The sequence below is a fragment of the Marinifilum sp. RC60d5 genome, from assembly GCF_052400665.1.
Taxonomy (GTDB): Bacteria; Bacteroidota; Bacteroidia; order Bacteroidales; family Marinifilaceae; genus JBQTGK01.
In genome coordinates, this window is the sequence record NZ_JBQTGK010000004.1 from 68,362 (window position 1) to 92,114 (window position 23,753).

Annotated in this window: 19 protein-coding genes; 14 read left to right on the plus strand and 5 right to left on the minus strand. The window is 34.0% G+C overall.

What is annotated here, in order from left to right:
* Positions 1-440 precede the first annotated feature (440 nt).
* The 9 genes from ACT3CE_RS10520 (at position 441) to ACT3CE_RS10560 (ending at position 10,592) form a co-directional block, all read left to right on the plus strand.
* Positions 441-1,541: a DUF1573 domain-containing protein gene (locus ACT3CE_RS10520; RefSeq protein ID WP_444709736.1), complete on the plus strand. Its 1,101-nt coding sequence runs from the start codon at positions 441-443 to the stop codon at positions 1,539-1,541.
* A 258-nt stretch (positions 1,542-1,799) separates the two neighbouring features.
* On the plus strand, positions 1,800-2,930 hold the full coding sequence (gene meaB / locus ACT3CE_RS10525; RefSeq protein ID WP_444709737.1) for a methylmalonyl Co-A mutase-associated GTPase MeaB: 1,131 nt from the start codon (positions 1,800-1,802) through the stop codon (positions 2,928-2,930).
* Between the two features lie 92 nt (positions 2,931-3,022).
* Positions 3,023-4,117 (plus strand): redoxin domain-containing protein, encoded by a 1,095-nt coding sequence (locus ACT3CE_RS10530; RefSeq protein ID WP_444709738.1) that lies wholly within the window; start codon positions 3,023-3,025, stop codon positions 4,115-4,117.
* A 232-nt stretch (positions 4,118-4,349) separates the two neighbouring features.
* On the plus strand, positions 4,350-5,216 hold the full coding sequence (locus tag ACT3CE_RS10535) for a metal ABC transporter solute-binding protein, Zn/Mn family (protein ID WP_444709739.1): 867 nt from the start codon (positions 4,350-4,352) through the stop codon (positions 5,214-5,216).
* Positions 5,217-5,244: 28 nt separating this feature from the next.
* A complete protein-coding gene (locus ACT3CE_RS10540; protein ID WP_444709740.1) occupies positions 5,245-5,985 on the plus strand; it encodes a metal ABC transporter ATP-binding protein in 741 nt (246 codons plus the stop codon).
* 2 nt (positions 5,986-5,987) lie between these two features.
* Positions 5,988-6,845, plus strand: a complete 858-nt coding sequence (locus ACT3CE_RS10545) for a metal ABC transporter permease (RefSeq protein ID WP_444709741.1) — start codon at positions 5,988-5,990, stop codon at positions 6,843-6,845.
* Between the two features lie 81 nt (positions 6,846-6,926).
* Entirely contained in the window at positions 6,927-8,321 is a 1,395-nt protein-coding gene (gene lpdA, locus ACT3CE_RS10550) for a dihydrolipoyl dehydrogenase (protein WP_444709742.1), read from the plus strand.
* 216 nt (positions 8,322-8,537) lie between these two features.
* Positions 8,538-9,926, plus strand: a complete 1,389-nt coding sequence (locus tag ACT3CE_RS10555; protein WP_444709743.1) for an aminopeptidase C — start codon at positions 8,538-8,540, stop codon at positions 9,924-9,926.
* Between the two features lie 183 nt (positions 9,927-10,109).
* A complete protein-coding gene (locus tag ACT3CE_RS10560) occupies positions 10,110-10,592 on the plus strand; it encodes a Dps family protein (RefSeq protein ID WP_444709744.1) in 483 nt (160 codons plus the stop codon).
* Between the two features lie 48 nt (positions 10,593-10,640).
* Here the strand turns inward: ACT3CE_RS10560 and ACT3CE_RS10565 are convergent, their stop codons facing one another.
* Positions 10,641-11,255: a DEAD/DEAH box helicase gene (locus ACT3CE_RS10565; RefSeq protein WP_444709745.1), complete on the minus strand. Its 615-nt coding sequence runs from the start codon at positions 11,253-11,255 to the stop codon at positions 10,641-10,643.
* Between the two features lie 114 nt (positions 11,256-11,369).
* Positions 11,370-13,238, minus strand: coding sequence for a YfbK domain-containing protein (locus ACT3CE_RS10570; RefSeq protein WP_444709746.1), 1,869 nt, complete (start codon positions 13,236-13,238; stop codon positions 11,370-11,372).
* Positions 13,239-13,385: 147 nt separating this feature from the next.
* Here ACT3CE_RS10570 and ACT3CE_RS10575 point away from each other — a divergent pair, with 147 nt between their 5' ends.
* Together ACT3CE_RS10575 and ACT3CE_RS10580 are read left to right on the plus strand one after the other, a co-directional pair.
* Positions 13,386-13,976: an RNA polymerase sigma factor gene (locus tag ACT3CE_RS10575; RefSeq protein WP_444709747.1), complete on the plus strand. Its 591-nt coding sequence runs from the start codon at positions 13,386-13,388 to the stop codon at positions 13,974-13,976.
* The gene (locus tag ACT3CE_RS10580; protein ID WP_444709748.1) at positions 13,966-15,303 is read left to right on the plus strand and encodes a carboxypeptidase-like regulatory domain-containing protein; all 1,338 of its coding nucleotides are present in this window, start codon (positions 13,966-13,968) and stop codon (positions 15,301-15,303) included. The genes ACT3CE_RS10575 and ACT3CE_RS10580 overlap by 11 nt, the downstream gene beginning before the upstream one ends.
* Here ACT3CE_RS10580 and ACT3CE_RS10585 read toward each other — a convergent pair.
* Together ACT3CE_RS10585 and ACT3CE_RS10590 are read right to left on the minus strand one after the other, a co-directional pair.
* Positions 15,300-16,190 (minus strand): DMT family transporter, encoded by an 891-nt coding sequence (locus ACT3CE_RS10585; RefSeq protein ID WP_444709749.1) that lies wholly within the window; start codon positions 16,188-16,190, stop codon positions 15,300-15,302. The genes ACT3CE_RS10580 and ACT3CE_RS10585 overlap by 4 nt on opposite strands.
* A gap of 169 nt (positions 16,191-16,359) precedes the next feature.
* A complete protein-coding gene (locus ACT3CE_RS10590) occupies positions 16,360-17,538 on the minus strand; it encodes a MalY/PatB family protein (protein ID WP_444709750.1) in 1,179 nt (392 codons plus the stop codon).
* Between the two features lie 118 nt (positions 17,539-17,656).
* Between ACT3CE_RS10590 and ACT3CE_RS10595 the strand changes: the two genes are divergently transcribed.
* Positions 17,657-18,760, plus strand: a complete 1,104-nt coding sequence (locus tag ACT3CE_RS10595; protein ID WP_444709751.1) for a pyridoxal phosphate-dependent aminotransferase — start codon at positions 17,657-17,659, stop codon at positions 18,758-18,760.
* A gap of 17 nt (positions 18,761-18,777) precedes the next feature.
* On the opposite strand, the gene ACT3CE_RS10600 is transcribed toward ACT3CE_RS10595, so the two are convergent.
* The gene (locus tag ACT3CE_RS10600; protein ID WP_444709752.1) at positions 18,778-19,536 is read right to left on the minus strand and encodes a hypothetical protein; all 759 of its coding nucleotides are present in this window, start codon (positions 19,534-19,536) and stop codon (positions 18,778-18,780) included.
* Between the two features lie 246 nt (positions 19,537-19,782).
* On the opposite strand from ACT3CE_RS10600, the gene ACT3CE_RS10605 reads away from it, so the two are divergent.
* Positions 19,783-20,775, plus strand: coding sequence for a lytic transglycosylase domain-containing protein (locus ACT3CE_RS10605; protein WP_444709753.1), 993 nt, complete (start codon positions 19,783-19,785; stop codon positions 20,773-20,775).
* 31 nt (positions 20,776-20,806) lie between these two features.
* Entirely contained in the window at positions 20,807-23,668 is a 2,862-nt protein-coding gene (gene uvrA / locus ACT3CE_RS10610) for an excinuclease ABC subunit UvrA (protein WP_444709754.1), read from the plus strand.
* Positions 23,669-23,753 lie beyond the last annotated feature (85 nt).

Genomic DNA, 23,753 nt, shown 5'->3' on the forward strand with positions numbered 1-23,753 from the left:
TGGTTAATAATGTGGTTCTTTATTAAAGACTATCTCGTAGTCTTTTAATTTTATATTGAATGTATTAAAAATATTTTCTAAGTCCTTGGCAAAGTAAGCTAAGATGGCAAAAACAAGTATTTATTTTAGGAATTATTCTTAAAAATAAAATTCTTATTAATTTTTAATCGGAACACTACAAATCTAATAATTGTTATTAAAATAAATTCAAATCATTTTATCATTATATGGTATGATATTTGACCATGATTTAAATGTAAAATCACATTATAAAGAGTCAGCTTATGAGAAATCTCTTAACTACTATTTAACGATATTTAAGAGATTTTCCCGTAAAAAATGTTTAATTTTGTGTGGTTTGTAATTTTAAGGGGAAAACGTAAACTCTTTTGTTATTTTACCGTAATAAACAAAAACTGATTTTAAAATATTAGATAGTTATGAGTAGAAAAATGATTTTTTTGTTAGTGGCTGCTATTTGTGGAAGCTTTTTCTTTGCAAATGCTCAAAATGCCAAGCCAGTAATGAAATTCGATTCTAAAGATCACGATTTTGGTACTTTTAAAGAAGAACAAGGTAAGCAAGCTTATTCTTTTGAATTTGTAAATACGGGTTCACAACCGATAATTATTAAGCAGGTTCGCTCTTCATGCGGATGTACTTCTCCCGATTGGAGTAAGCAACCAATTGCGCCAGGGAAAAAAGGATTTATAAAAGCAACTTTTGATCCTAAAAATCGTCCGGGAGCATTTAATAAATCAGTTACAGTAACGGCAAATACCAATCCATCTATTACAATTTTAAGAATTAGAGGAAAAGTTATTGAGCGTGAAAAAACAATTGCAGACCTTTTCCCAAGAGAGATGTCGGGTTTAAGAATGAAAAATAATCACCTGTCTTTTACTAAAGTTAAAAATACCGAAGTTAAAGAAGCATCGATGGAAGTATACAACGAGAGTGATAGTCCGGTAAGTATCGCATTTAAAAGAATGCCTGCACATTTAAAAATTAAGCTTGTTCCTGAAAAAATTCAGCCTAAGCAAAAAGGTAAAATTGTTGCTTTTTATGATGCAAGTAAGAAAAACGATTGGGGATTTGTGGTAGATTATTTAGATGTATTGATTAATCAGCAACACAAACCAGGACAACGATTGACAGTAAGTGCTAATATTGTTGAAGATTTTGAACAACTTAGCGATGCTGAAAAAGCAAAAGCTCCAAAAATCGAGTTTGACGAAAATATTTTTGATTTTGGTGAATTAACTCAAGGTGAAAAAGCGGAGTATACATTTAAAATGAAAAATAATGGTGCATCCGATTTAATTATCAGAAAAACAAAAGCATCTTGTGGTTGTACTGCTATTGCTCCTCAGGCAAAAATTATAAAAGCCGGAGAAGAAACAGAGCTTAAAGTGGTATTTAATTCAAGAGGTAAGCGAGGCCGTCAGAATAAACTGATAACCGTAATTACTAACGATCCATTAAAATCGGCAGTTCAGTTGCGTGTTCGAGGAAATGTGGTAATGCCAAAATTGAATTAGAAAATTCTAAAAAATATAAATACAGAAAGAGCTTTTCATACCGGAAAGCTCTTTTTATATTAGGCTATTGTTGTTCATAAACATATCTACTTTTTTACTTGATTAAAGGGGCATACTTTTTTAATTTTATAACTTCGCAATGTTAGTACTTATGCCAATAGCTAAACAAAACAACTTGTAAATAATATTTATGTTCTTATTTATTAATTGGAAAAGTACATCTTATAAATAATTTGGTATTATTTGAAAAATAGAGCCATGTCGGATAAAAAAAAGCACAATAAATGTCATGTAGAAAATGACCCTACTTATAAAGGGTTACAGGTTAATTCAGGAATTAGTCAACCTCCATCAATAAACCCACGCATAGCAGAACGATTAAAAAAGAAAAGAAAACAATACTCTATTGATGATTTTGTAAATGGAATATTGAAAGGAGATCGGGGGATTTTGAGTCAGGCAATTACATTGATTGAAAGTTCGAAGTTTGAACATCAGAAAATTGCTCAGGAAATTATAGAAAAGTGTCTTCCATATTCAGGTAAATCGGTAAGAATTGGTATTACTGGAGTTCCTGGTGCAGGAAAAAGTACTTTTATCGAGGCTTTTGGAAAACATGTTACCAGTCAGGGACATAAATTGGCTGTACTGGCAATCGATCCTAGTAGCGAAAGAAGTAAAGGAAGTATACTTGGCGATAAAACCAGAATGGAAGAATTAGCAGTTGATAATAATGCTTATATCCGACCTTCTCCTTCGGCAGGTTCACTCGGAGGTGTTGCACGTAAAACCCGCGAAAGTTTAATTTTATGCGAAGCTGCAGGTTTCGATACCATATTAATCGAAACTGTGGGTGTAGGACAATCGGAAACAGCAGTTCACTCAATGGTCGATTTTTTCCTTTTAATAAAGATTGCAGGAGCAGGAGATGAGTTGCAGGGAATAAAACGAGGTATTATGGAAATGGCCGATGCCATCTCAATAAATAAGGCCGACGGAAACAATGTTCACAAGGCTAAATTGGCAAGGGTACAATTTCAAAATGCATTGCACCTTTTCCCTCAACCTAAATCCGGATGGACTCCTCAGGTATTAACCTGTTCTTCGGTTGAGAAAACGGGTATCGATGCTATTTGGGATACAATATTGGATTATTGTAGTCATACCCAGCAAAATGGATACTTTGAGCAAAGAAGAAGCGAACAGGCAAAGTACTGGATGTATGAAACAATAAATGAGCAATTAAAAGATGGTTTTTATCATCAGAAAGTAATAAAAGAACAAATTCCTGATTTTGAAAAAAAGGTTTTAAATGATGAAATGAGTTCATTTGTGGCAGCCTTTAAGTTGTTGAGTACTTACTTTGGTGAGATTAAAAATAATGAGTAGCTTACTTGTATTGGGCTGGAATAAATTGTGTATATATATAATTTATTGTTAGTTTTAATGCTTTGAAATTATTAACACAAAATACGATACACATGAAAAAATTATTAATCGCAGTATCTGCGATAGGCTTGTTTTTTTCTTCTTGTAATACAGGTGGAAATTATACTCTTAAAGGTAATATTTCGGGAGAAGTTGAAGGTAAAGTTTATCTATCTAAAGTTCAGGATAATGAATTGGTGAAAATTGATTCAGCAGTTTTAACCGAAGGAGCTTTTGAATTTGTTGGTTCTGTTGAGTCTCCTGATCGTTATTTTATTGAACTAGAAGGTAATAGGTCTGTTATTCAGTTTTTTATTGAGAATTCAGAAATTAGCATCGAAGCTGATGCTCAAAAACTGCAGGATGCTAAAATTACAGGTTCGGCAAATAATGATGTTTGGATTGCATATAACGAATCACAAAAAGTATTTCAAGAGAAAAATAAAGCGCTTTATCAGGAGTATCAAGTTGCTGTGAAAAATAATAATAAAGTTGCTATCGACTCTATTCGTAATGTTGCCATGAAAATGGAGGATGAGAAAAAGGGAGTTACAACAGATTTTATTGCAGCTAATTCTAATTCTGTTGTTGCAGCATTTTTATCTGTTCGTATGATTTCCGGAATGGAAGTTGCCGAAATGGAAGAAGCTTTTAATGTTCTTGGTGAAGATGCAAAATCTTCTACCTATGGAGTAATGATTAAAGAAAAAATTGATGTATTGAAAAAAGTTGCTATTGGACAAGCTGCTCCTGATTTTACATTGAATACTCCTGAAGGAAAACCTTTTAGCTTATCATCTTTAAAAGGTAAAGTTGTGGTGATTGATTTTTGGGCTTCGTGGTGTGGTCCTTGTAGAGGCGAAAACCCTCACATGGTTCAATTGTACAAAGATATTCACGAAAAAGGTGTTGAATTTTTAGGAGTATCATTAGATAAAGATAAAGACAAATGGTTGAAAGCAATTGAAGCTGATGGATTAGTTTGGAATCATGTTTCAGATTTAAAATATTGGAATTCGGCAGCAGCAAAACTATACGGTGTTAGCAGTATTCCTGCTACTGTTCTGATTGATCAGAATGGTGTAATTGTTGCTAAGAACTTAAGAAGTGCAGAATTAAGAACAAAAATTGGAGAATTACTTAAATAGTAGTTTAAAATAATAATAATGGCCCGGTAGATTTTAATCTACCGGGCTTTTTGTTTGTACTCCAATTTTAAGTAAATTCATTGTAACAATAATATCAGTTGGAAAATAAAAGAATGCATTGTTAAAATAGTTAAAAAGAGAACAGATTTGATCGAGTTTCTCTTTGCAGAAACAAAAAAACATTTACTTTTGTTATTTAAATCAGATCTAAATAAAATAAATAAATAATCGAATGCGTTTACTTAACATTATTACATTATTGTCAGCCTTTTTACTTTTCTCATGTCAATCAGGGAAAGTTGACAAAACAATAAATCAAATATCGGTAAGTATATTGCCCCAGAAATATTTTATTGAGCGGGTAGCTGGTGATGATTTTAAAGTGAATGTACTAATTCCTCCAGGAGCAAGTCCTGCTACTTACGAACCAATACCTTCGCAAATGAAAGGCATTGCCAATTCGCTTGTATATTTTAAAATTGGTCATATTCCTTTCGAATATGCATGGCTAGATAATTTACTGGAAGGAGCCGGAAATATTCAACTTATTGATATTTCTACTGGAATTGAATTGGTTCGTGGACCCGAAGTTCGTCATGGTGATCATTTTCATAAAGGGGGAATTGATCCGCACATATGGTCTTCTCCAAAATCTGTAAAAATAATTCTTCAAAATATTTATGCCCAATTGGTGAAGCTAAAACCTGAGAATAAGGCTAAGTATGAAGCCAATTATAAAAGTTTTTTATCAGAAATAGATGAGCTTGATAAAATGGCAGCAGAGCTTAAAGTAAAGGCTGGTAATAAGGCATTTATGATTTTTCATCCAGCATTGTCATATTTGGCAAGAGATTATGGGTTAGAGCAAATTTCCATTGAAACAGATGGAAAAGATCCATCGCCTGCACAAATGAAAAATTTAATAACTAATGCAGAAGAAAAGGACATAGAAGTGATATTTATTCAGAAGCAATTTAATATGGATAATGCCAGAGCAATTGCAAAAGAGATTGGAGCCAGAGTAGAGCAAATAGATCCTTTGAACGAGGATTGGGCGAAAGAAATGAACCGAATAATAAAACTTTTAAAGGCAAACTAAATATTAGTTATCCGATAATTATAAGAATATGAATACACTTTTAGAGTTAAAATCCGTTTCTGTAGCTTACGACGATAATGTGGTTTTAACAGATGTTGATTTGCTTGTAAAAGAGAAAGATTTTTTGGGCGTAATTGGTCCCAACGGAGGAGGTAAAACCACTTTGTTAAAAGTGATTTTAGGTTCCTTGAAACCATTCAAAGGGAGTATAATTCATTCTGGAAATACGCCCTGTACTGTTGGTTATTTACCACAAGTAAATCGTATCGATAAGAAATTTCCCATTTCAGTTCTTGATGTTGTTTTATCGGGACTTATGTCGCAGAAAGGTGTTTTTGCAAGATATAAATCTGCCGATAAGAAGAAAGCCAACGAGTTAATGGAGCAGATGGGTATTTTCCATTTAAGAAATAAAAATATAGGAGGTTTGTCGGGAGGGCAATTGCAACGTATTTTTCTTTGCAGAGCAATTATTTCTGATCCCGATTTATTAATACTTGATGAGCCCGATACTTATGTGGATAGTAAGTTTGAGGGGGAATTATATGAGATATTAGATAAACTGAATAATAAGATGGCTATTATTGTTGTTTCTCATGATGTGGGAACTATCTGTTCCCATGTAAAAACAATTGCCTGTGTAAACAAAACGCTATGTTATCACGATTCAAATATTATCTCGGAAGAACAATTAAAAGCTTATGATTGTCCGTTAGATCTTCTTACACACGGCGTAGTTCCTCACAGAGTATTAAAGCAGCACAACTAATTATGAATGAATTGTTTGAATTATTTAATTATCAGTTTTTTTTAAAAGCGATTGCAGCTGCTTTATTGGCTAGTATTTCCTGTGGAATTATAGGTTCCTATGTTGTTGCCCGAAGAATTGTTTTTATTAGTGGAGGTATTACTCACGCTTCTTTTGGAGGAATAGGAATAGCTTGGTTTTTAGGATTAAATCCGATTTTAGGAGCTGTGGTTTTTGGTGTGATGTCGGCATTGGGAATTGAATGGTTATCGAAAAAAACCGATGTGAGACAAGATTCAGTAATTGGAATTTTATGGGCATTTGGAATGGCATTGGGAATTATATTTATTTTTATGACTCCGGGTTATGCTCCTAATTTAATGAGTTTTTTGTTTGGTAATATTCTTACTGTTGGAGCTTTAGATTTGTATTTATTATTAGCACTTTGTGTGCTTACAATTGTAATATTTTTACTTTTATTTAAAGCAATTCTGTTTGTTGCTTTCGACGAAAAATTTGCAAAAACACAGAATACACCAGTTCATTTTTTAAATTATCTAATGATTGCTTTGGTAGCTTTAGCAATTGTTTTAAACATTCGTGTTGTGGGAATAATCCTGGTTATTTCGTTTTTAACCATACCGCAAACTATTGCTAATATGTTTACTAACAATTTCAAGAAAATGATATTTGGATCGATTGGTTTTGGTATTTTAGGTTCATTTATGGGCTTATTAGTAGCTTACAAAATAAATGCACCCTCGGGAGCAACCATTATATTTTCGTTTGTAGTTTTATTTGTAATTGCAAAATTATTACATCTTGTTGCAATCGTACTAAAAAGAAAAAAGTATGCAAAACAAAAAATGATATCAGAATAATTAAAATTAATGATCTCTTAAAGCATTGATTTATATATATTAGTAAATAAAAATTGTACTAACATAAACAACAAAATAAAAATGACTTACGATTTAATAGTAGTTGGAAGTGGTCCGGGTGGATATGTTGCTGCCATTCGTGCTTCACAATTAGGAATGAAAGTAGCAGTAGTTGAACGATCAGAATTGGGTGGTATTTGCTTAAACTGGGGATGTATACCAACTAAATCTTTACTAAAATCGGCTCAGGTTTTCGAAAGCATGAAACATGCTGGCGATTACGGCCTTGTAGTTGATGGAGAGGTTAAACCTGATTTTGAAAAAGTAGTTGCCCGAAGCAGAGGTGTTGCTGAAAAAATGAGCAATGGAATTCAATATCTGTTTAAAAAAAATAAAGTAGAAATAATTAATGGTTTTGGTAAGTTAGCTGGAAATAAATCGGTTGAAGTAAGTGCTGAAGATGGAAGTAAAACTACCTACGAAGCAAAGCATATTATTCTTGCAACAGGTGCACGTTCTCGTGAGTTACCTAATCTTCCGCAAGATGGAAAGAGAATTATTGGCTACAGAAAAGCTTTAACGCTTGAGAAATTACCTAAATCGATGATTGTGGTAGGATCTGGTGCGATTGGATCTGAGTTTGCGTATTTCTATTCTACAATGGGAACAAAAGTAACCTTGGTTGAGTTTATGCCTAATATCCTTCCTGTAGAAGATGAGGAAGTTTCTAAGCAAATGGGACGCTCCTTTAAGAAGAGTAAGGTGAAAGTGATGACTCAATCTACAGTTGAATCGGTAGAAGGGGAAGAAGGTAATCTTAAAGTAAATATCAAGAACAAGAAAGGAGAAATGGAAGTTCACGAATGTGAAATTGTCCTTTCGGCGGTTGGTATTGCTCCTAATACTGAGGGAATTGGACTCGAAGAGCAGGCAGTTGCTACCGAGAATGGTAGAATTGTGGTAGACGATTATTATCGTACCAATGTTGAAGGAGTTTATGCAATTGGTGATATTGTAAAAGGGCCTGCTTTAGCTCACGTGGCTTCGGCCGAAGGGATTTGCTGTGTCGAGAAAATTGCAGGAATGAATGTGGAACCTATCGACTATACTACAATACCAGGTTGTACCTATACAACTCCGGAGGTTGCTTCTATGGGAATGACTGAGAAAGCTGCTAAAGAAGCGGGACATGAAGTTAAGATTGGTAAGTTTCCGTTTACAGCTTCTGGTAAAGCTAGTGCTGCTGGAGCAAACGAAGGTTTCGTGAAATTAATTTTCGATGCTAAATATGGCGAGTTACTTGGTGCACACATGATTGGTGCAAATGTAACCGAAATGATTGCAGAATTGGTTACAGCTCGAAAACTGGAAACTACAGGTCATGAGTTAATAAAAGCAATCCATCCACATCCAACCATGTCTGAGGCAGTTATGGAAGCTGCCGCAGCTGCCTACGATGAGGTGATTCATATTTAAAGTTGTAAGTTTCGAGCTGCACTTTCCATACAGGAAAAATGTAGATTGTAAACATGAAAAAATATTCCTGAAAGGGAATTAGATAGCCCGAGGTTTTACCTCGGGTTTTTTTGTTGATATTTTAAATTATTAAGACGCCAATAACTCTTTTGTTTCTGCCAATAATTTATAAGTTTGTGTGTACAAATAACAACCTACTAAAATAAAACAATACAGATGAGAAAGTTATTACTGGTTCCTGCAATGCTGCTGGCATTAACAGGAGTTTCAAAAGCTCAAAATTCAGGATCGGTTGATGCTAAGACATTAAACGAAATTCGTTCAAGTTTTACATTAGATGCATCAACAAAGGCGATTCAAAATGCAATTACAAATACCGAGAGCATCAGAGAATTATCTCTTAATAGAGAAAAAATTGGTAAAATCGATCATTACTTTAAGTATCGTGTGGATGTGAGTGGAATTACCGATCAGGAAAGCTCGGGCAGATGCTGGATGTTTACTTCCATGAATACAATTCGTCCAAAGGTGATGGATAAGTTTAATTTAAATGCATTTGATTTTTCTCATAACTATAACTATTTCTGGGATATGTTCGAAAAATCGAACCTTTTTCTGGAGAATATTATTGCTACAGCAGATCGTGATATGGACGATCGTGAAGTGGTAACTTATTTCAAATCGCCAGTGAACGATGGTGGTGTTTGGAACTCGTTTTATAATGTTGCCAAGAAATATGGAGTTGTACCTGCCGAAATTATGCCCGAAACGAAGGTGAGTAATAAAACACGTGAAATTGGTAGTTTGCTTAATGTAAAATTAAGAGGCGAGGGATACAAGCTTCGCGAAATGGCAGCTAAAAAAGCTTCTGCTAAACAAATGGAAGTTGCTAAAGTTGATGCATTAAAATCGGTATATAGAATGTTGGCTTTAAGTTTAGGTGAGCCTCCTGTAAAATTCGAGTGGAGATTTAAAGATGCTGAAGGAACAATCAGTGAAAACAAAAGTTATACTCCATTACAATTTTTAGAAGAAATTGCTCCTGGCTTTGCCGATGTTGAGATGGTAATGATTATGAACGATCCTACACGCGAATACTACAAAGTCTATGATATTAAGAACTATAGAAATGTTTCGGAAGGAATTAACTGGACGTATTTGAATTTACCTAACGAGGATATTAAGAAATTTGCTTTGGCTTCTATTAAGAATAATGAAGCAATGTATGCATCTTGTGATGTGGGAAAACAACACAACCGTAAAGCTGGTGTTATGGATGTAAATACATACGATTATGCTTCTTTATTTGGTGTCGAATTCGATATGGATAAAAAGGCTCGAATATTGACTCGTCAGTCTGGTTCTTCTCATGCAATGACTCTTATTGGTGTTGATGTTGATGAAAACCAAGTACCTGTAAAATGGGAATTTGAAAATTCATGGGGAAGTGCATCAGGACATAATGGATATATTACCTTTACCGACGATTGGTTTGATGCTTATATGTTTAGACTTGTTATTAACAAGAAATATTTAGATGAAAAAGCGAAGAAGGCATTTAAAACCAAGGCTATTGAATTACCGGTTTGGGATTATATGTTCTAATTGCTTCGATAAAAATATTAATAAAAAGAATCTCATTTATGAGGTTCTTTTTTTTGCTTTGAGGAGGAATGTTTCAAACTCCATGTATAAGGAAAACTTATATACTTATAAATAAAGTTATATCTTACTTATCGATATTTGTATCAGAAAGAAATAAGAAATCAATTTTAAAAAACAAATATCATGAAAAACGTAAAAAGTAATCAGGACACTTTAGAGTTAACAGTTAAGGAAAGAGAAATTGAACAATTGCAGATTTTATTAGCAAATTATCAATTGTATTATCAAAATTTAAGAAACTTTCATTGGAATGTTCAGGGAAATGCATTTTTTCAATTGCATACTAAATTTGAAGAGTTGTATAATGATGCCAGCGAGAAAGTCGATGAAATTGCAGAGCGTATTTTAACTTTAGATGGGCATCCTTTAGGTAATTTTTCAGATTATGTGGCAATTTCGAGTATTGCTGAGGCTCATTCAAATTGCTCAGGTAACGAAATGGTAGAACAAATTATTTTGGCTCATGATATTATCATCGGAAAAGTGAAAGAGGTAATCGCTGTAGCAAACGAAAATGATGATGAGGGAACACTGGATATGCTGCCAGCTTACGTTTCTTATCTGGAAAAAATGAACTGGATGTTTAAAGCCTTCTTAAAGAAATAACAATAAACAAATTAAAAATTAGCCTCCGAAATTTCGGAGGCTTTTTTGTTATTCTTTAATGTCGATAATAGTTGGAAAGTTCATGTAATCTTCGCTAAAGTTTTCCATTTGCTTTGTAATGCGGCTGCAAAAAACAATTCTTTGAGATTTAGGAATATATGGCGCCAGACGATTGATTTCTGAAAGAATCTGATCTCTCATAATCATTTCGGCATCATCAACAATAAACATTTTTAGACTGTTAAGGTTTATGCCACTATTAGAATATAACTCATTAAACTTTTTAGCTGTGGCGATTACCACATCCGATCCGGCATAAACTTTATCACGTAAATCATGAAGATTACCTGCATCGCCTTCGCTAAAAATACGTAGATCAGTATTTTTGCTTAGGATCAGAAACTGCTCTTTCATGGCAATTGCTTTCTCTCTGTCGGCCACAACAATAATGGCTCGGGGAACGTCTTCAAATTCAGATTTAAGCTGCTGAATTACACTAATTATAATTGTATTAGAACGGCCACTGTTTTCATCGGCTCTAACAATTAAATCTACACCACTTTTAATTTTAGAGATGCTCGATTTTTGAACTGTTGTTGGAGTTTCGAAGCCGGCTTCTTCCAGGGCTTCAAGTAAGTGCTGATCTAATTTTTTTAAAAACATCGGTCTTATTTGTTTAAACTTTGAATGTGGCAAATTTAAAAATAATTGTGGCAATAAACTAAACATGAATTAAATAGAAAACGAACACTCGTAAAAGTGTTCGTTCTGTTTGTATTATAAGTGTTTAGCTAGTTTCATTAGTCGTATAAATTCACTCCGGTATCCTTCTTTATCTTTTCCTTTCGATTCTTGTGCCAGGTTAATCAGCATATCGTAAGAGCAGTTTCCTTTAAATTTAGATTCTCTAAGTAATAGACCAAAACCTGCAACTGCTGCAGAAAACTTGTAGTTGTTCGACAATTCATTTTTAGTTATTAATTGATTCCAAATTACTTCTTCTAAAAGTGTACTTTTGTTGCCATCAGGTTTCTTGTAACGAAATTTTACACTAGCAATTTCATCCTTAGTATTGGCTTTCGTATTTAAATGGGTATTCTGATATTTTAATTCCTGATTTTGTTTACTACTGTCTTTGTTCAGTTTTACTTCATAAATTGCCGTTACACTATGGCCCGATCCCAATTCTCCGGCATCTTTTTTATCATCGGTAAAATCTTCGTTTGCCAACATCCTGTTTTCATATCCAATTAAACGGTACTCGGCAACTATTGCTGGATTGAATTCGATTTGAATTTTCACATCTTTGGCTATGGTAAACAAAGTACCGCCAAATTCATTAACAAGAACTTTTTTCGCTTCCAGAATGTTGTCAATGTAAGCATAGTTTCCATTTCCTTTGTCAGCAATAATTTCCATTTTATCGTCTTTGTAATTTCCCATTCCAAATCCAAGTACCGATATAAAAGTACCGTGCTCGCGTTCCTTTTCAATAATCCTTTCTAATTCGGCATTGCTCGATTGTCCTACATTAAAGTCGCCATCGGTGGCCATGATAATTCGATTGTTTCCGCCATCAATAAAATTTTCTCTTGCTACTTTATAGGCCAGTTTTAATCCTGACGTCCCAGCTGTAGATCCGCCGGCATTTAATCTGTTTAAAGCTTCTAAAATGTCCTTTTTTTTAGTTCCTGATGTAGATGGAAGTACCAATCCAGAGTTGCCTGCATAAACTACTATGGCGACTTTATCATCTGCACGCAATTGATTTACCAATAATTTAAAAGCTTTTTTTAGTAAAGGCAATTTGTTCGAGGCGTCCATCGATCCGGATACATCCAAAAGAAAAACCAGGTTCGAAGCAGGTAAATTTTCATTTAAAACCTTTTTCCCTTGAAGCCCAATGTGGAGCAATAGGTTTTCCGAATTCCAGGGACATTCGGCCACCTCATGATTGATAGAAAATGGATGATCACCATCCGGCTGTTTGTAATCGTAATTAAAGTAGTTGATCATTTCTTCAATTCGAACAGCATCAATTGGAGGTTTTTTTCCATCGCTTAAAAAACGACGAACATTACTGTAGGATGCAGCATCTACATCAATAGAGAAAGTTGACAATGGACTTTTAACAGCACTTTTATAACCATTTTCACGGATAGTGGAATATCCTTCTGTGTTAAAACTTTCATTTATTGGATAAGAGATACATTCATTAAATTCCATTTCCATGTCGCAATCTTGTATTGCATAAACGCCAGCTGCTTGTCCTTGAAGATGAGAGGCTACAGATTTATTCTTTTTTACTCTTTTATGCTTTCTTCCGTATCCAACGACTACAACTTCATCCATGCCAATTTGATCTGATTTTAGAATTACATTAATAGTGGATTGATTTTTGACTTTTATTTTTTGTGGAAGCATACCAATGTAAGAGTAAACCAATTCGTCTCCTTTATTGGTTGCTATACTGTATTGCCCATTGTAATCTGTAACAACTCCGTTCGTTGTTCCTTTAACAACAATACTTACACCGGGTATTGGCATTTTACTTTCATCATAAACAGTTCCGGAGATGATGTTTGCGAATAAATTATACCCAATAAGTATGCCTGCAATGCTTAAAAGTAATGCTTTTGTTTTCATGATATATCTGTTTTAGTTCTTATTAATTTGTTTGTATTTACCTGTAGGATGCAAGGACAAAACAAATTCCATAAAAAATTTTCATCTTTTTTTCTTTTTTGTTAACTAGCAGATGTAAAGTCTTTGTTTATCAAGCGAATCTTCTAAATGTTCCGATCAAAAAAAAATCTAAAAAATAAGGATGATCAACAGTTGCTGTTGAATTATTTGGCAGATGCTGATCTGGATGTTCTGGGAGAACTTTTTGGACGTTATATGCATTTGGTATATGGTGTAGCATTGAAATATTTAAAAAATAGAGAAGAAGCAAAAGATGCTGTTACGCAGATTTTTGAACGTTTGATAATTGAAATCCCTAAATTTGAGATACTGAACTTTAAGTCATGGTTGTTTGTGGTAACTAAGAATTTCTGTTTAATGGAAATTCGAAAAGAAAAGGCAAATAAAAATAGATTTGAAAAATTTTCTGTAGAGCAAAATATGGAATCTGCCGATTTGTTGCATCCTATAGATGAGGATCAGGATTATTTATTACAAGAAAATTTAAAACATTGTATTCAGCGATTAAAACAGGAGCAAAAGGATTGCGTTCAGCTATTCTATTATCAGGAAAAAGGATATAAAGAAATAGCTGAAGAATTAGAAATAGCAGAGAAAAAAGTAAAAAGCTACATTCAAAATGGAAAGCGTAACCTGAAAATTTGTTTGGAGCAATTACAAAAAGAATATGAAGTTTAAAGACCGATTGACATATCGTAACTTTTTAGACTACTTTGGCAATAAGTTGGGGAATAAGGAAAAGCATGCCTTTGAAAAAAAAATCATGCAAGATTCTTTTGAGAGTGAAGCTTATGATGGCTTATCGAAATTGGATGTTGCGGACTTTGAAAACGATATGGCTGAATTGGATAAGCTTCTTCAAAAGCGAACCAAAGAAAAGAAGCCAAGAATGCTAGTTTGGCTTCCTTATGCAGCTAGTCTTATAATAGTGCTTGGATTGGGCTCTATGCTTTATTATTTGAACCAATATTCCATGCAAGATGAATTAATTGGTGCTCAAATGGAAGAATTGGCGCCGAAAGTTGAAAAAACAATTCCTGAACCAGAAATAACAAAGCAAGATTCGGAATCTATTGATATAATGGATCGGCTTGTTGAAGATTTGGAAATTGAAATTTCGGATGCCGATGAGAATAAGGAAGAAGAATTGATGGTGGTGAGTGAGAATGAAGAGGTGGAAGATGAAATTAGTCCTTTAGTCAAAAGTAAACAACTTGAGCTTATTGCCCCTGTTGAACAGGTAGTTGTTGCAAGTAAAGTTTCTGATAAAAATGATGATCTGTCTGCAGAAAATGCAAAGAGAGCATTGGAGGGACAAGTTGCAGGTGTGCTAGTTCAGGAGGCTGGAAAATTTAAATCTGCAGAAAAAGCTATTCCCAAAAGTGTAGTACAAGATAGAAATGTAATATATGGGAAAGTGGTTGATGAGAACGAGATTCCAATTCCTGGGGTAAGCATAGTGGTGAAAGGAACAGCGAAGGGGGGTGTTACCGATTTAGATGGGCAATTTAAATTAAGTGCATTAGATACGAATCGAGATTATAAATTGGTGGCTTCTTTTATTGGTTTCGAGTCGAAAGAAGTTAACGCACAAGCTGATTCTTCTTTGTTGGTTATTCTTGAAACCAGTCAGCAAAGCATGGATGAGCTTGTGGTTGTTGGGAATGGCATTGGTGAAAGTAAAAATGAGCATCGTACTACTTCATGGGAAAAGGCAAAGCCAAATCAGTTTGCTTCTATTTCCAGATTCGAAGATTATCTTGTTAAAGAACTAGAAGCTACTAAATTTGAGCATTTAAAGGGTGTGTATAAAATAAAATTTACTTTTGTTGTGGAAGCTTATGGAGTCTTAAATAACATTAAATTTAAAGGTAATCCAGATACTATTTTAAAGAAGGAAATTGAACGTTTGCTTTTAGAGTCGGGCAATTGGTATCCAGCTGAATCGGGAGGCAAAGCGGTATCTTCAAAAGTGAGAATTAGTCTGAAATTAAATTTAGATTAAGCCTTTTTAGTTTTCTTTTTTCGATTAATCAGATAAACACCCAAAAGAATTAATACCATACAGGTAATGTGCAGAATATTTATTTTTTCCCCATCGAGTACACCCCAAAAAATTGCAAATACTGGAATAATATAGGTCACAGATGAGGCATAAACCGCCGAAGAATGACGAATTAAACTATTCATAAGCAGCATTGCCAGTGCAGTTCCTATTATTCCTAAGGTAGAAAGTGCCAGAAAATGAATGGGCCAGTTTACTGATAGTAAAACAGGTTCGAAATTGGTTGTAGCCAGATAAATTAATGCTGCTGGTCCTGTAAAAAAGAAAGCCAGCGAAGTAATTTGAACTCCACTTAAGTGCGATAAACGAGCTTTTACCACATTAATATTTATTCCATAAAAAACAGTTGCCAGTACAATAAGTAAGGCGTAGCTATTGATTTTTCCGAAGGATAGATCTTGGCCAGAAGTAATTAAGCCAATAGTGCCAAAAAACCCTAATAATAAACCAGTTACTTGTAGCCATTTCATTTTTGTTTTGTAGAAAATCATTCCAATTACCAAGGTAAATATAGGTGTCATGGAGTTTAGCATTCCTGCTAAAGCACTGTCGATTTGAGTTTGTGCTTTGGTAAATAAAAATGCAGGAATAAAGCTTCCGATAAAACCTGCAATTAACAGACTTACGAGATCTTTTCGTTGTAGAAATTTTAAATTTTTTAAAGAATAGGGCAACAGAACTGCAGAGGCCGTTAGCATTCGAATGCCAGCAGCTTGTTCACTTGTAAAACTCTTTAAGCCAATTTTCATTAGAATAAAAGAACTGCCCCATACAAGGGCAAGAAGTAGTAAAATTGAGAATTGAAACCAGGGTTTTTTCCAGTGCATAGTGTGATTTATTAAGGTCGTGAAAATACAGGAAATAAACTTGGGAACAAAGCAGAATTAGTAACCGGCTTTTTGAACTTAAAAGGTTCAAAGCCCACCATTTCAAATGGTGAGCTTTGAGAACAAATCAAATGGTTTTGTTTAAATTGTTGTTGTGTTGTTTTTAAGACTATTTTTTTAGCGAGTTAACAGCTGTTTTAATTTTGTTCAATCCTTTTTCTAAAACAGATATCGGACATCCAATGTTTAACCTCATGAAACCCTCGCCTTCTTTACCAAAAGTTTTTCCGTTGTTTAAGGCAACTTCAGCGGTATCAATAAATAACTGATTTAATTTATCCGATGATAATCCTAATTCTCTGCAATCTAACCATAGCAGATAGGTAGCTTCGGGTTCAATCAATTTAATGTTTGGAATATTTTTGCTTAGATATTCTCGCACAAAATTTACATTATTCTGTAGATAATCTATTAATTGTTCGAGCCATTCTTCTCCATGTTCATAACCTGCCTGCATGGCAATATGTCCAAAAATATTTCCAGAACCCAGGTGCATTGCTGATAAAAGTTTGTCATAGTTTTTTTTCAGTTCTACATTAGGAATAATAATTACCGAACTTGCCAGACCTGCAACATTAAAGGTCTTAGATGGTGCAATACAGGTAATTGTTCGCTGTGCTAAATCTTCCGATAAAGATGCTAAAGGAATGTGCTTATAGGCTTTGTAAATTAAATCCTGATGAATTTCATCAGAGATCACCAGAAAATTATATTTTTTTGCAATTTCGCCAAGACGAAGTAGTTCTTTTTCTTTCCAAACTTTTCCTATGGGATTATGTGGATTACTAATTATGATAGCTTTTAATCCTTCTTTAGCAAGTTGTTCCAATTGCTCAAAATCCATTTCATAGCTATTTTTTGTTTTAATTAATGGATTGTGAACCAGAGTTCTTTCTGTATCATTAACAACATGAAAAAATGGATGATAAACAGGAGCTTGAACCGCAATTTTATCTCCTTTTTCGGTTAGGCTCATAAGAATTAGAGTGAGAGCGGTTACCACTCCCGGACTAGAAGTAATCCACTCTTCTTTTACTTCCCAATGGTGTCTTTTACTTAGCCATTTTTGGACACTTCTTATGCATTCTTCACTTCGGTATGAATAGCCGTAAATTTCGTGTTTTGCACGCTTTATTATAGCCTCGGAAATACATGTTGGAACTTTGAAATCAGTATCCGCAACCCATAAAGGAAGTAGATTCTCTTTTCCAAAGTACTGTGTTAGTTTATCGTATTTTATCGAATTGGTATTTTTACGTTCAATTATTTCGTCGAAATTGTGTTTCATTTGTTTATATTTTGAGAAAGAGTGAATTTATAAAAAATTTGTAGAGTCTTTATAGCAGAGGAATAAATTTGCGATTATGAATTAAGCTAACTTAATTAGCAAAAACTTAAAAATAAACATGAAAATTAATAAAAGTGGTGCTAAATATTCAGCTATAGTTGGAATTGGCGAGCGAATTAGAAAAATAAGTAAGGAAACAAATCAGGATTTTTTATTGCTAAACCGAGGCGTTAATTCTGTTTGTAATATTGATTTAAATTCGGTGGTTTCAGAAATGGATTTTAATACCAACGAAATGCAGGTTTATCCTCCGGCAATGGGTAGACCAGAACTTCGAGAAGCAATTAACAAACATTATTTTGCAGATAAATCTTTGCAAGAGAATATTGCAATTTGTGGAGGTGGAATGTCTGCTCTCGATTTGGTTTTTCAGACCATTAATGTAGAGAAAATTTGTTTGCCTGATTTTTATTGGGGATCTTATTTGCAAGTTATGAAAATTCGTAATGTTGAATCACAGAACTATACAAGTTTAAGTGAACTGCAGAAAAATAGTACGAAGTATAAAAATTCGGCAGTTGTAATTTGTGATCCTAACAATCCAATTGGCGATAAACAAACTGACGAGGAATTATTAAAGACAATTACAGTTCTTAATAATATTGGAGCAATTGTTATTATTGATTGTCCTTACCGAAGAATTTTTTGCGGATCCGAAGATGAGTTTTTTCATAAAATATGCGATTTTAGAAATGTAATTATTGTTGAAAGTTTTAGTAAGTCGCTTGGCTTAAGTGGGCAAAGATTAGGGTTTATTCACAGTTGCGATCAGGAATTTATGGATGAATTAGGCATTCGTTTGATGTATGCAACGAATGGAATAAATGCATTTTCACAATTATTGGTTGCTCAACTTTTAAGTTCTGAGAAAGGACAAAAAGTGATGAATGATTTTAAAAGTAAAACAGCTGAAGGTATCTGTAAGAATATCGAATACCTTAAAAATAGAGGTTTTTTGGCTGATGAATTTTATAAAAAATCTACACCGATTGGTATTTTTGTAATTGTAAATAAATCGGAAGAACAGTTATTTAATGCACATATAGGTAGTGTTTCGTTGAGTTATTTTACACGTGATAAAAAGGAATATGCCTCAAAATATTCGAGGATATGCGTATCGGTTCCACATCAGGTTTTAGTCGATTATTTTAATCAATTGTAAGAGTATAAAGCATCATTTTAAAGTGATGCTTTTTTTGGAAGATCTTTTCCCGATTCATCAATAATTTCAACCAAACCAGTACCATGTATACCTAGCTCCCAATAATGCCGGTTTATACATCCCGATAAGCAATCGCCCCAGCCGTAGCTGTAAATAAGATGAATATAATCAGCTTCGAAAAATAATATTTCAATATGCGATCCGTCGCCGATACAGTTCGATGATTCTGCATTTTTAATAAATGAGAATTTTTTAAGCTGATTTGCCAGGGCTAAGTGGTTGATTCCATCAAGAGAATTAACCGAATAGTATTCTTTGTAAATGGAATCTAATGTTAAATCAAATCGATCGATTATTTGGTCTAATTCCAGATGATCAGAGAAACCATACCGATTCCAGTTTTTTAGATATAAACTTGAGGTGTCTATCTCTATAGAAGAATGATACAATTGTTGATGACAAAGTGCGTGAATATCATATTCTTTAATTGCCAATGCAGGAAACGACACAGAATCAATATAAACAATTTGTAAGGCGGCTAAAATTGGAGCGATGTGAGATTCTTTAAATTCAATATTCTGTATTTCCACCATTTCCTCATTGGTATAGTAATCCATACAAATAAGTTTGGCATCATCTAGTAAAATGTTAAAAATGGAATCCGAAATGTGTGAATCCTGAATTATTTGTGTAGGAAAATCCGCAGTTGTTTCACTGTCGCATGCATAAAAAAAGCATGTACCAACTATAAGAATAAGCAGGATGCGGTTTTTCATAGGTTAAAGTTAAAGACTGGTCAGGCTTAATATAATCATTTAACGAAGAACATTTGGTTTTGTTGCTTTATTTTATAACGAATTACTGCTAATTTTTATAAGGTTTTTAGAATTGTTTTTGAGTGTACAGAGATAATATTTATAAAATGATGAATTTTTATCTCGTAAAGAGATGTAAAAAGAAAACTTTTATTCCCAAAATACAGTAGAATCATATACTTTTGAGAATCATAAAAAAATACAAGCGTGACGATATATAATATTTTAAAAAAGTTAATTGTTTTAATTGTTGTTTTGGGTGGAGTTTATTTTACGGCTCAGTTGTTTAATTATTCAACAGTTACCGATCATAAAAAAGATCCTGCGAATAGTGAATACATGAGTCGCTATAATGTTTATGCACTAAAAACTCCCGAGAGTATAGAGTTTGGAGGAGAAAGTATTCCTCTACAACGGTGGGATGTTAAGGAATCTCTCGATAGAGAGCTATTGGTGAATACCTATTGGCAGTCGCAAACATTATTGTTTTTAAAGCGATCGAATCGGTATTTTCCAATTATAGAACCAATTTTAAAAGAAAATGGTATTCCCGATGATTTTAAATATCTGGCATTAATCGAAAGTGGATTGGTTCCTACCATTAAATCTCCGGCAGGTGCTGTTGGTATCTGGCAATTTATGAGCGGTACGGCGAAAGATTATAAGTTGGAAGTTTCATCGGAGGTAGATGAAAGATACAATATAGAGAAATCGACTGTTGCGGCGTGTAAATATTTAAAACAATCGTACGAAAAATATGGTAGTTGGACTTTGGTTGCCGCTTCCTATAATGCAGGACGAAGATTTATAGATAAACAGCTAAAACTTCAGGATGCAGGAAATTATTACGATTTATTATTAGGAGAAGAAACGGGCAGGTATGTTTATCGTATTGTGGCAATTAAAATGATAATTGAAAATGCAAGTCAATATGGATTTAAGTACAGAGAGTCAGATTTGTATGAGCGAATTCCTACCCGAAAAATAAAAATAAAAACTCCAGTTAAAGATTTTGCCGTGTTTGCAAAAGAAAATGGCGTGAATTATAAGATTTTAAAGTATTTTAATCCTTGGTTGAGAAAGGCTTATCTTACGAATAAGTATAAAAAAGAGTATGAAATTACACTTCCTGCCAAAGGATATATTAATTTTGCACTTTCTGATTATAAAAAGTCTGACGATTCTCTTTCTGTGAAGTAAATTGTCGGAATTGCAAAAAGGAGATTAGAATTTGAGTTCCATAGATAAAAAAAATAGAGAGGAAGTTGAACTGCTTGAAAACGGAAGCATTGAAGTTTTTGGTGCACGTGTTCACAACCTAAAGAATATTGATATAAGTATTCCCAGAAACCAATTATCGGTTATAACCGGATTAAGTGGTAGTGGAAAATCATCACTTGCTTTTGATACAATTTATGCAGAAGGGCAACGCAGGTATATCGAAACATTTTCTGCTTATGCAAGACAGTTTTTGGGAGGAATGGAGCGTCCTGATGTGGACAAGATTACAGGCTTAAGTCCTGTGATTTCTATTGAGCAAAAAACTACGAACAAAAACCCCCGTTCAACAGTTGGTACCATTACCGAATTGTATGATTTTCTTCGACTTTTATATGCTCGGGCTGGTATTGCATATTCTTACGAAACGGGTGAGAAAATGGTGAAATACACCGATGAGCAAATCATTAGTCTGATTCATGAGAAGTTTAGTGAAAAAAGAATTTTGATTCTTGCACCAGTTGTAAAAGGTCGAAAAGGTCATTATAAAGATTTATTTGAACAGATTCGAAGAAAAGGTTTCTTATATGCTCGTGTTGATGGGGAAATTGTTGAACTTCTCCATGGCTTTAAGGTAGACAGGTATAAAAATCATGATATAGAAATATTAATTGATAAACTTGTTGTAGAGGAAGTTGGAGATAAACGACTGAAAGAGTCGGTGCAAACTGCAATGAAACATGGTAAGGGAATAACCATGATTATGGATAAGGATACTGATGAGGTGAAATATTACAGTCGTTTGCTGATGTGTCCAAGTACCGGAATTTCATACAATACACCAGCACCGCACAGTTTTTCATTTAATTCTCCGCACGGAGCTTGTCCTAAGTGTAAAGGTCTTGGAAGAATTAGTGCTATTGATATGGATAAAATTATTCCAGATCAAAAATTGAGCATTAAAGAAGGTGGCATTGTACCTCTTGGAAAGCATAAAAATAGTTTGATTTTTTGGCAATTAGAGGCAATCGGAAGAAAGTATGATTTCGATATGACGACTCCAATAGATGAAATTCCAGAGGAGGCCTTAAGTATTATTTTGCATGGATCAAGCGAGACATTTAAATTAGAGAATACTCCATTGGGAGCATCATCAAATTATTTTTTGAGTTTCGATGGAGTTATAAAATACATTTCAAATCAGGAGAGTAATACGACTTCTAAAAAAGCAAAAAAATGGGCCGAACAATTCGTTAAAACAATGGATTGTGAAATTTGTGGTGGTCAGCGTTTAAAAAAGGAAGCTCTGTTTTTTCGTATTCACGATAAAAATATTGCCGAATTAGCTGCAATGGATTTAAGCTTGTTGGCAGAATGGTTTCAGGATTTAGAACAGCACTTAAATGATAAACAGAAAAAAATTGCAAGCGAAATTTTAAAAGAGATACGTTCGCGTCTTGGTTTTTTGCTTGATGTAGGATTAGAATATTTATCTTTAAACAGAAGTTCGGTCACTTTATCGGGAGGAGAATCTCAACGAATTCGTTTGGCAACGCAAATTGGTTCGCAGTTGGTTAATGTTCTCTATATTCTTGATGAACCCAGCATAGGCTTGCATCAGCGTGATAATGAACGATTAATTTACTCACTGCAGCAACTTCGCGATTCAGGTAACTCGGTTATTGTGGTTGAACATGATAAAGATATGATTAAATCGGCCGATTTTGTGGTTGATATGGGGCCTTTTGCTGGAAAACATGGTGGTGAAGTTGTTGTGGCCGGAAATCCTGAAGAAATTGAAAAAGGAAAAAGCTTAACGGCACAATACCTGAATGGCGAGCGAAAAATTGAAGTTCCGAAAGAAAGACGAAAAGGAAAAGGAACAAATGTAGAATTAATAGGTTGTACAGGTAATAATCTTAAAAATGTTAATGTTACTTTTCCATTAGGGAAATTTATTTGTGTAAGTGGAGTTTCAGGAAGCGGTAAGTCGAGCCTTATTAATGGAACGCTTCAGCCAATTTTGTCGCAGCATTTTTATCGTTCGGTTAAAGAGCCTTTGCCCTATAAAAAATTAAAAGGAATAAAAAATATCGATAAGGTAGTTGAAGTAAATCAAGCACCTTTAGGAAAAACACCAAGATCGAATCCTGCTACTTATACCAATGTTTTTGGTGACATAAGAAAATTATACGAAAAATTACCGGAGTCGCAAATAAGAGGTTATAAAGCGGGGCGATTTTCTTTTAATGTAAAAGGAGGTAGGTGTGAAACTTGTCAGGGGGCAGGAATTCGTTCTATCGAAATGAATTTTTTGCCCGATGTTTATGTGCCTTGTGATGTATGCAATGGAAAGCGTTACAACCGGGAAACTCTTGAGGTTCGTTACAAAGGAAAATCAATTGGCGATGTTTTGGGAATGACCATAAATCAAGCTGTTGATTTTTTTGAAAATATACCTTCTATCCTTACGAAATTGAAAGTTCTGCAAGATGTTGGCTTGGGTTACATTACCTTAGGTCAGCCTTCTACAACTTTGTCGGGTGGAGAATCGCAGAGGGTGAAACTGGCTACCGAATTGGCAAAAAGAGATACAGGGAAAACCATGTATATTCTCGATGAACCTACAACAGGTTTGCATTTTGAAGATATAAGAGTGCTCCTGGAGGTTTTAAACAGGTTGGTAGATAAAGGAAATACTGTTATTGTAATTGAGCATAATCTGGATGTGATAAAGGTAGCTGATTATGTTATAGATATAGGAAAAGAAGGAGGCCGGAATGGTGGAGAAATTATTTTCTCGGGAACTCCTGAAGAACTTGTTGAATGCAAAGATTCTTTTACCGCAAAATTTTTGAAAGAAGAGCTCAAATAAAAAATAAAATTCCCGTAAGGGGATTTTATTTTTGCTCATTTTTGATTAACAAAATTTAACCCGTTAAGCGGAGAAGGATAAAGCA

Excerpts from the sequence above, each read along its gene's own strand:
- ACT3CE_RS10560 (WP_444709744.1), top strand. The coding sequence starts at position 10,110 with ATGAAAAACGTAAAAAGTAATCAGGACACTTTAGAGTTAACAGTTAAG.
- ACT3CE_RS10540 (WP_444709740.1), top strand. The coding sequence starts at position 5,245 with ATGAATACACTTTTAGAGTTAAAATCCGTTTCTGTAGCTTACGACGAT.
- ACT3CE_RS10595 (WP_444709751.1), top strand. The coding sequence starts at position 17,657 with ATGAAAATTAATAAAAGTGGTGCTAAATATTCAGCTATAGTTGGAATT.
- ACT3CE_RS10580 (WP_444709748.1), top strand. The coding sequence starts at position 13,966 with ATGAAGTTTAAAGACCGATTGACATATCGTAACTTTTTAGACTACTTT.
- ACT3CE_RS10600 (WP_444709752.1), bottom strand. The coding sequence starts at position 19,536 with ATGAAAAACCGCATCCTGCTTATTCTTATAGTTGGTACATGCTTTTTT.
- ACT3CE_RS10530 (WP_444709738.1), top strand. The coding sequence starts at position 3,023 with ATGAAAAAATTATTAATCGCAGTATCTGCGATAGGCTTGTTTTTTTCT.
- ACT3CE_RS10590 (WP_444709750.1), bottom strand. The coding sequence starts at position 17,538 with ATGAAACACAATTTCGACGAAATAATTGAACGTAAAAATACCAATTCG.
- meaB (WP_444709737.1), top strand. The coding sequence starts at position 1,800 with ATGTCGGATAAAAAAAAGCACAATAAATGTCATGTAGAAAATGACCCT.
- ACT3CE_RS10585 (WP_444709749.1), bottom strand. The coding sequence starts at position 16,190 with ATGCACTGGAAAAAACCCTGGTTTCAATTCTCAATTTTACTACTTCTT.
- lpdA (WP_444709742.1), top strand. The coding sequence starts at position 6,927 with ATGACTTACGATTTAATAGTAGTTGGAAGTGGTCCGGGTGGATATGTT.
- ACT3CE_RS10535 (WP_444709739.1), top strand. The coding sequence starts at position 4,350 with ATGCGTTTACTTAACATTATTACATTATTGTCAGCCTTTTTACTTTTC.
- ACT3CE_RS10575 (WP_444709747.1), top strand. The coding sequence starts at position 13,386 with ATGTTCCGATCAAAAAAAAATCTAAAAAATAAGGATGATCAACAGTTG.
- ACT3CE_RS10570 (WP_444709746.1), bottom strand. The coding sequence starts at position 13,238 with ATGAAAACAAAAGCATTACTTTTAAGCATTGCAGGCATACTTATTGGG.
- ACT3CE_RS10545 (WP_444709741.1), top strand. The coding sequence starts at position 5,988 with ATGAATGAATTGTTTGAATTATTTAATTATCAGTTTTTTTTAAAAGCG.
- ACT3CE_RS10520 (WP_444709736.1), top strand. The coding sequence starts at position 441 with ATGAGTAGAAAAATGATTTTTTTGTTAGTGGCTGCTATTTGTGGAAGC.
- ACT3CE_RS10565 (WP_444709745.1), bottom strand. The coding sequence starts at position 11,255 with ATGTTTTTAAAAAAATTAGATCAGCACTTACTTGAAGCCCTGGAAGAA.
- ACT3CE_RS10555 (WP_444709743.1), top strand. The coding sequence starts at position 8,538 with ATGAGAAAGTTATTACTGGTTCCTGCAATGCTGCTGGCATTAACAGGA.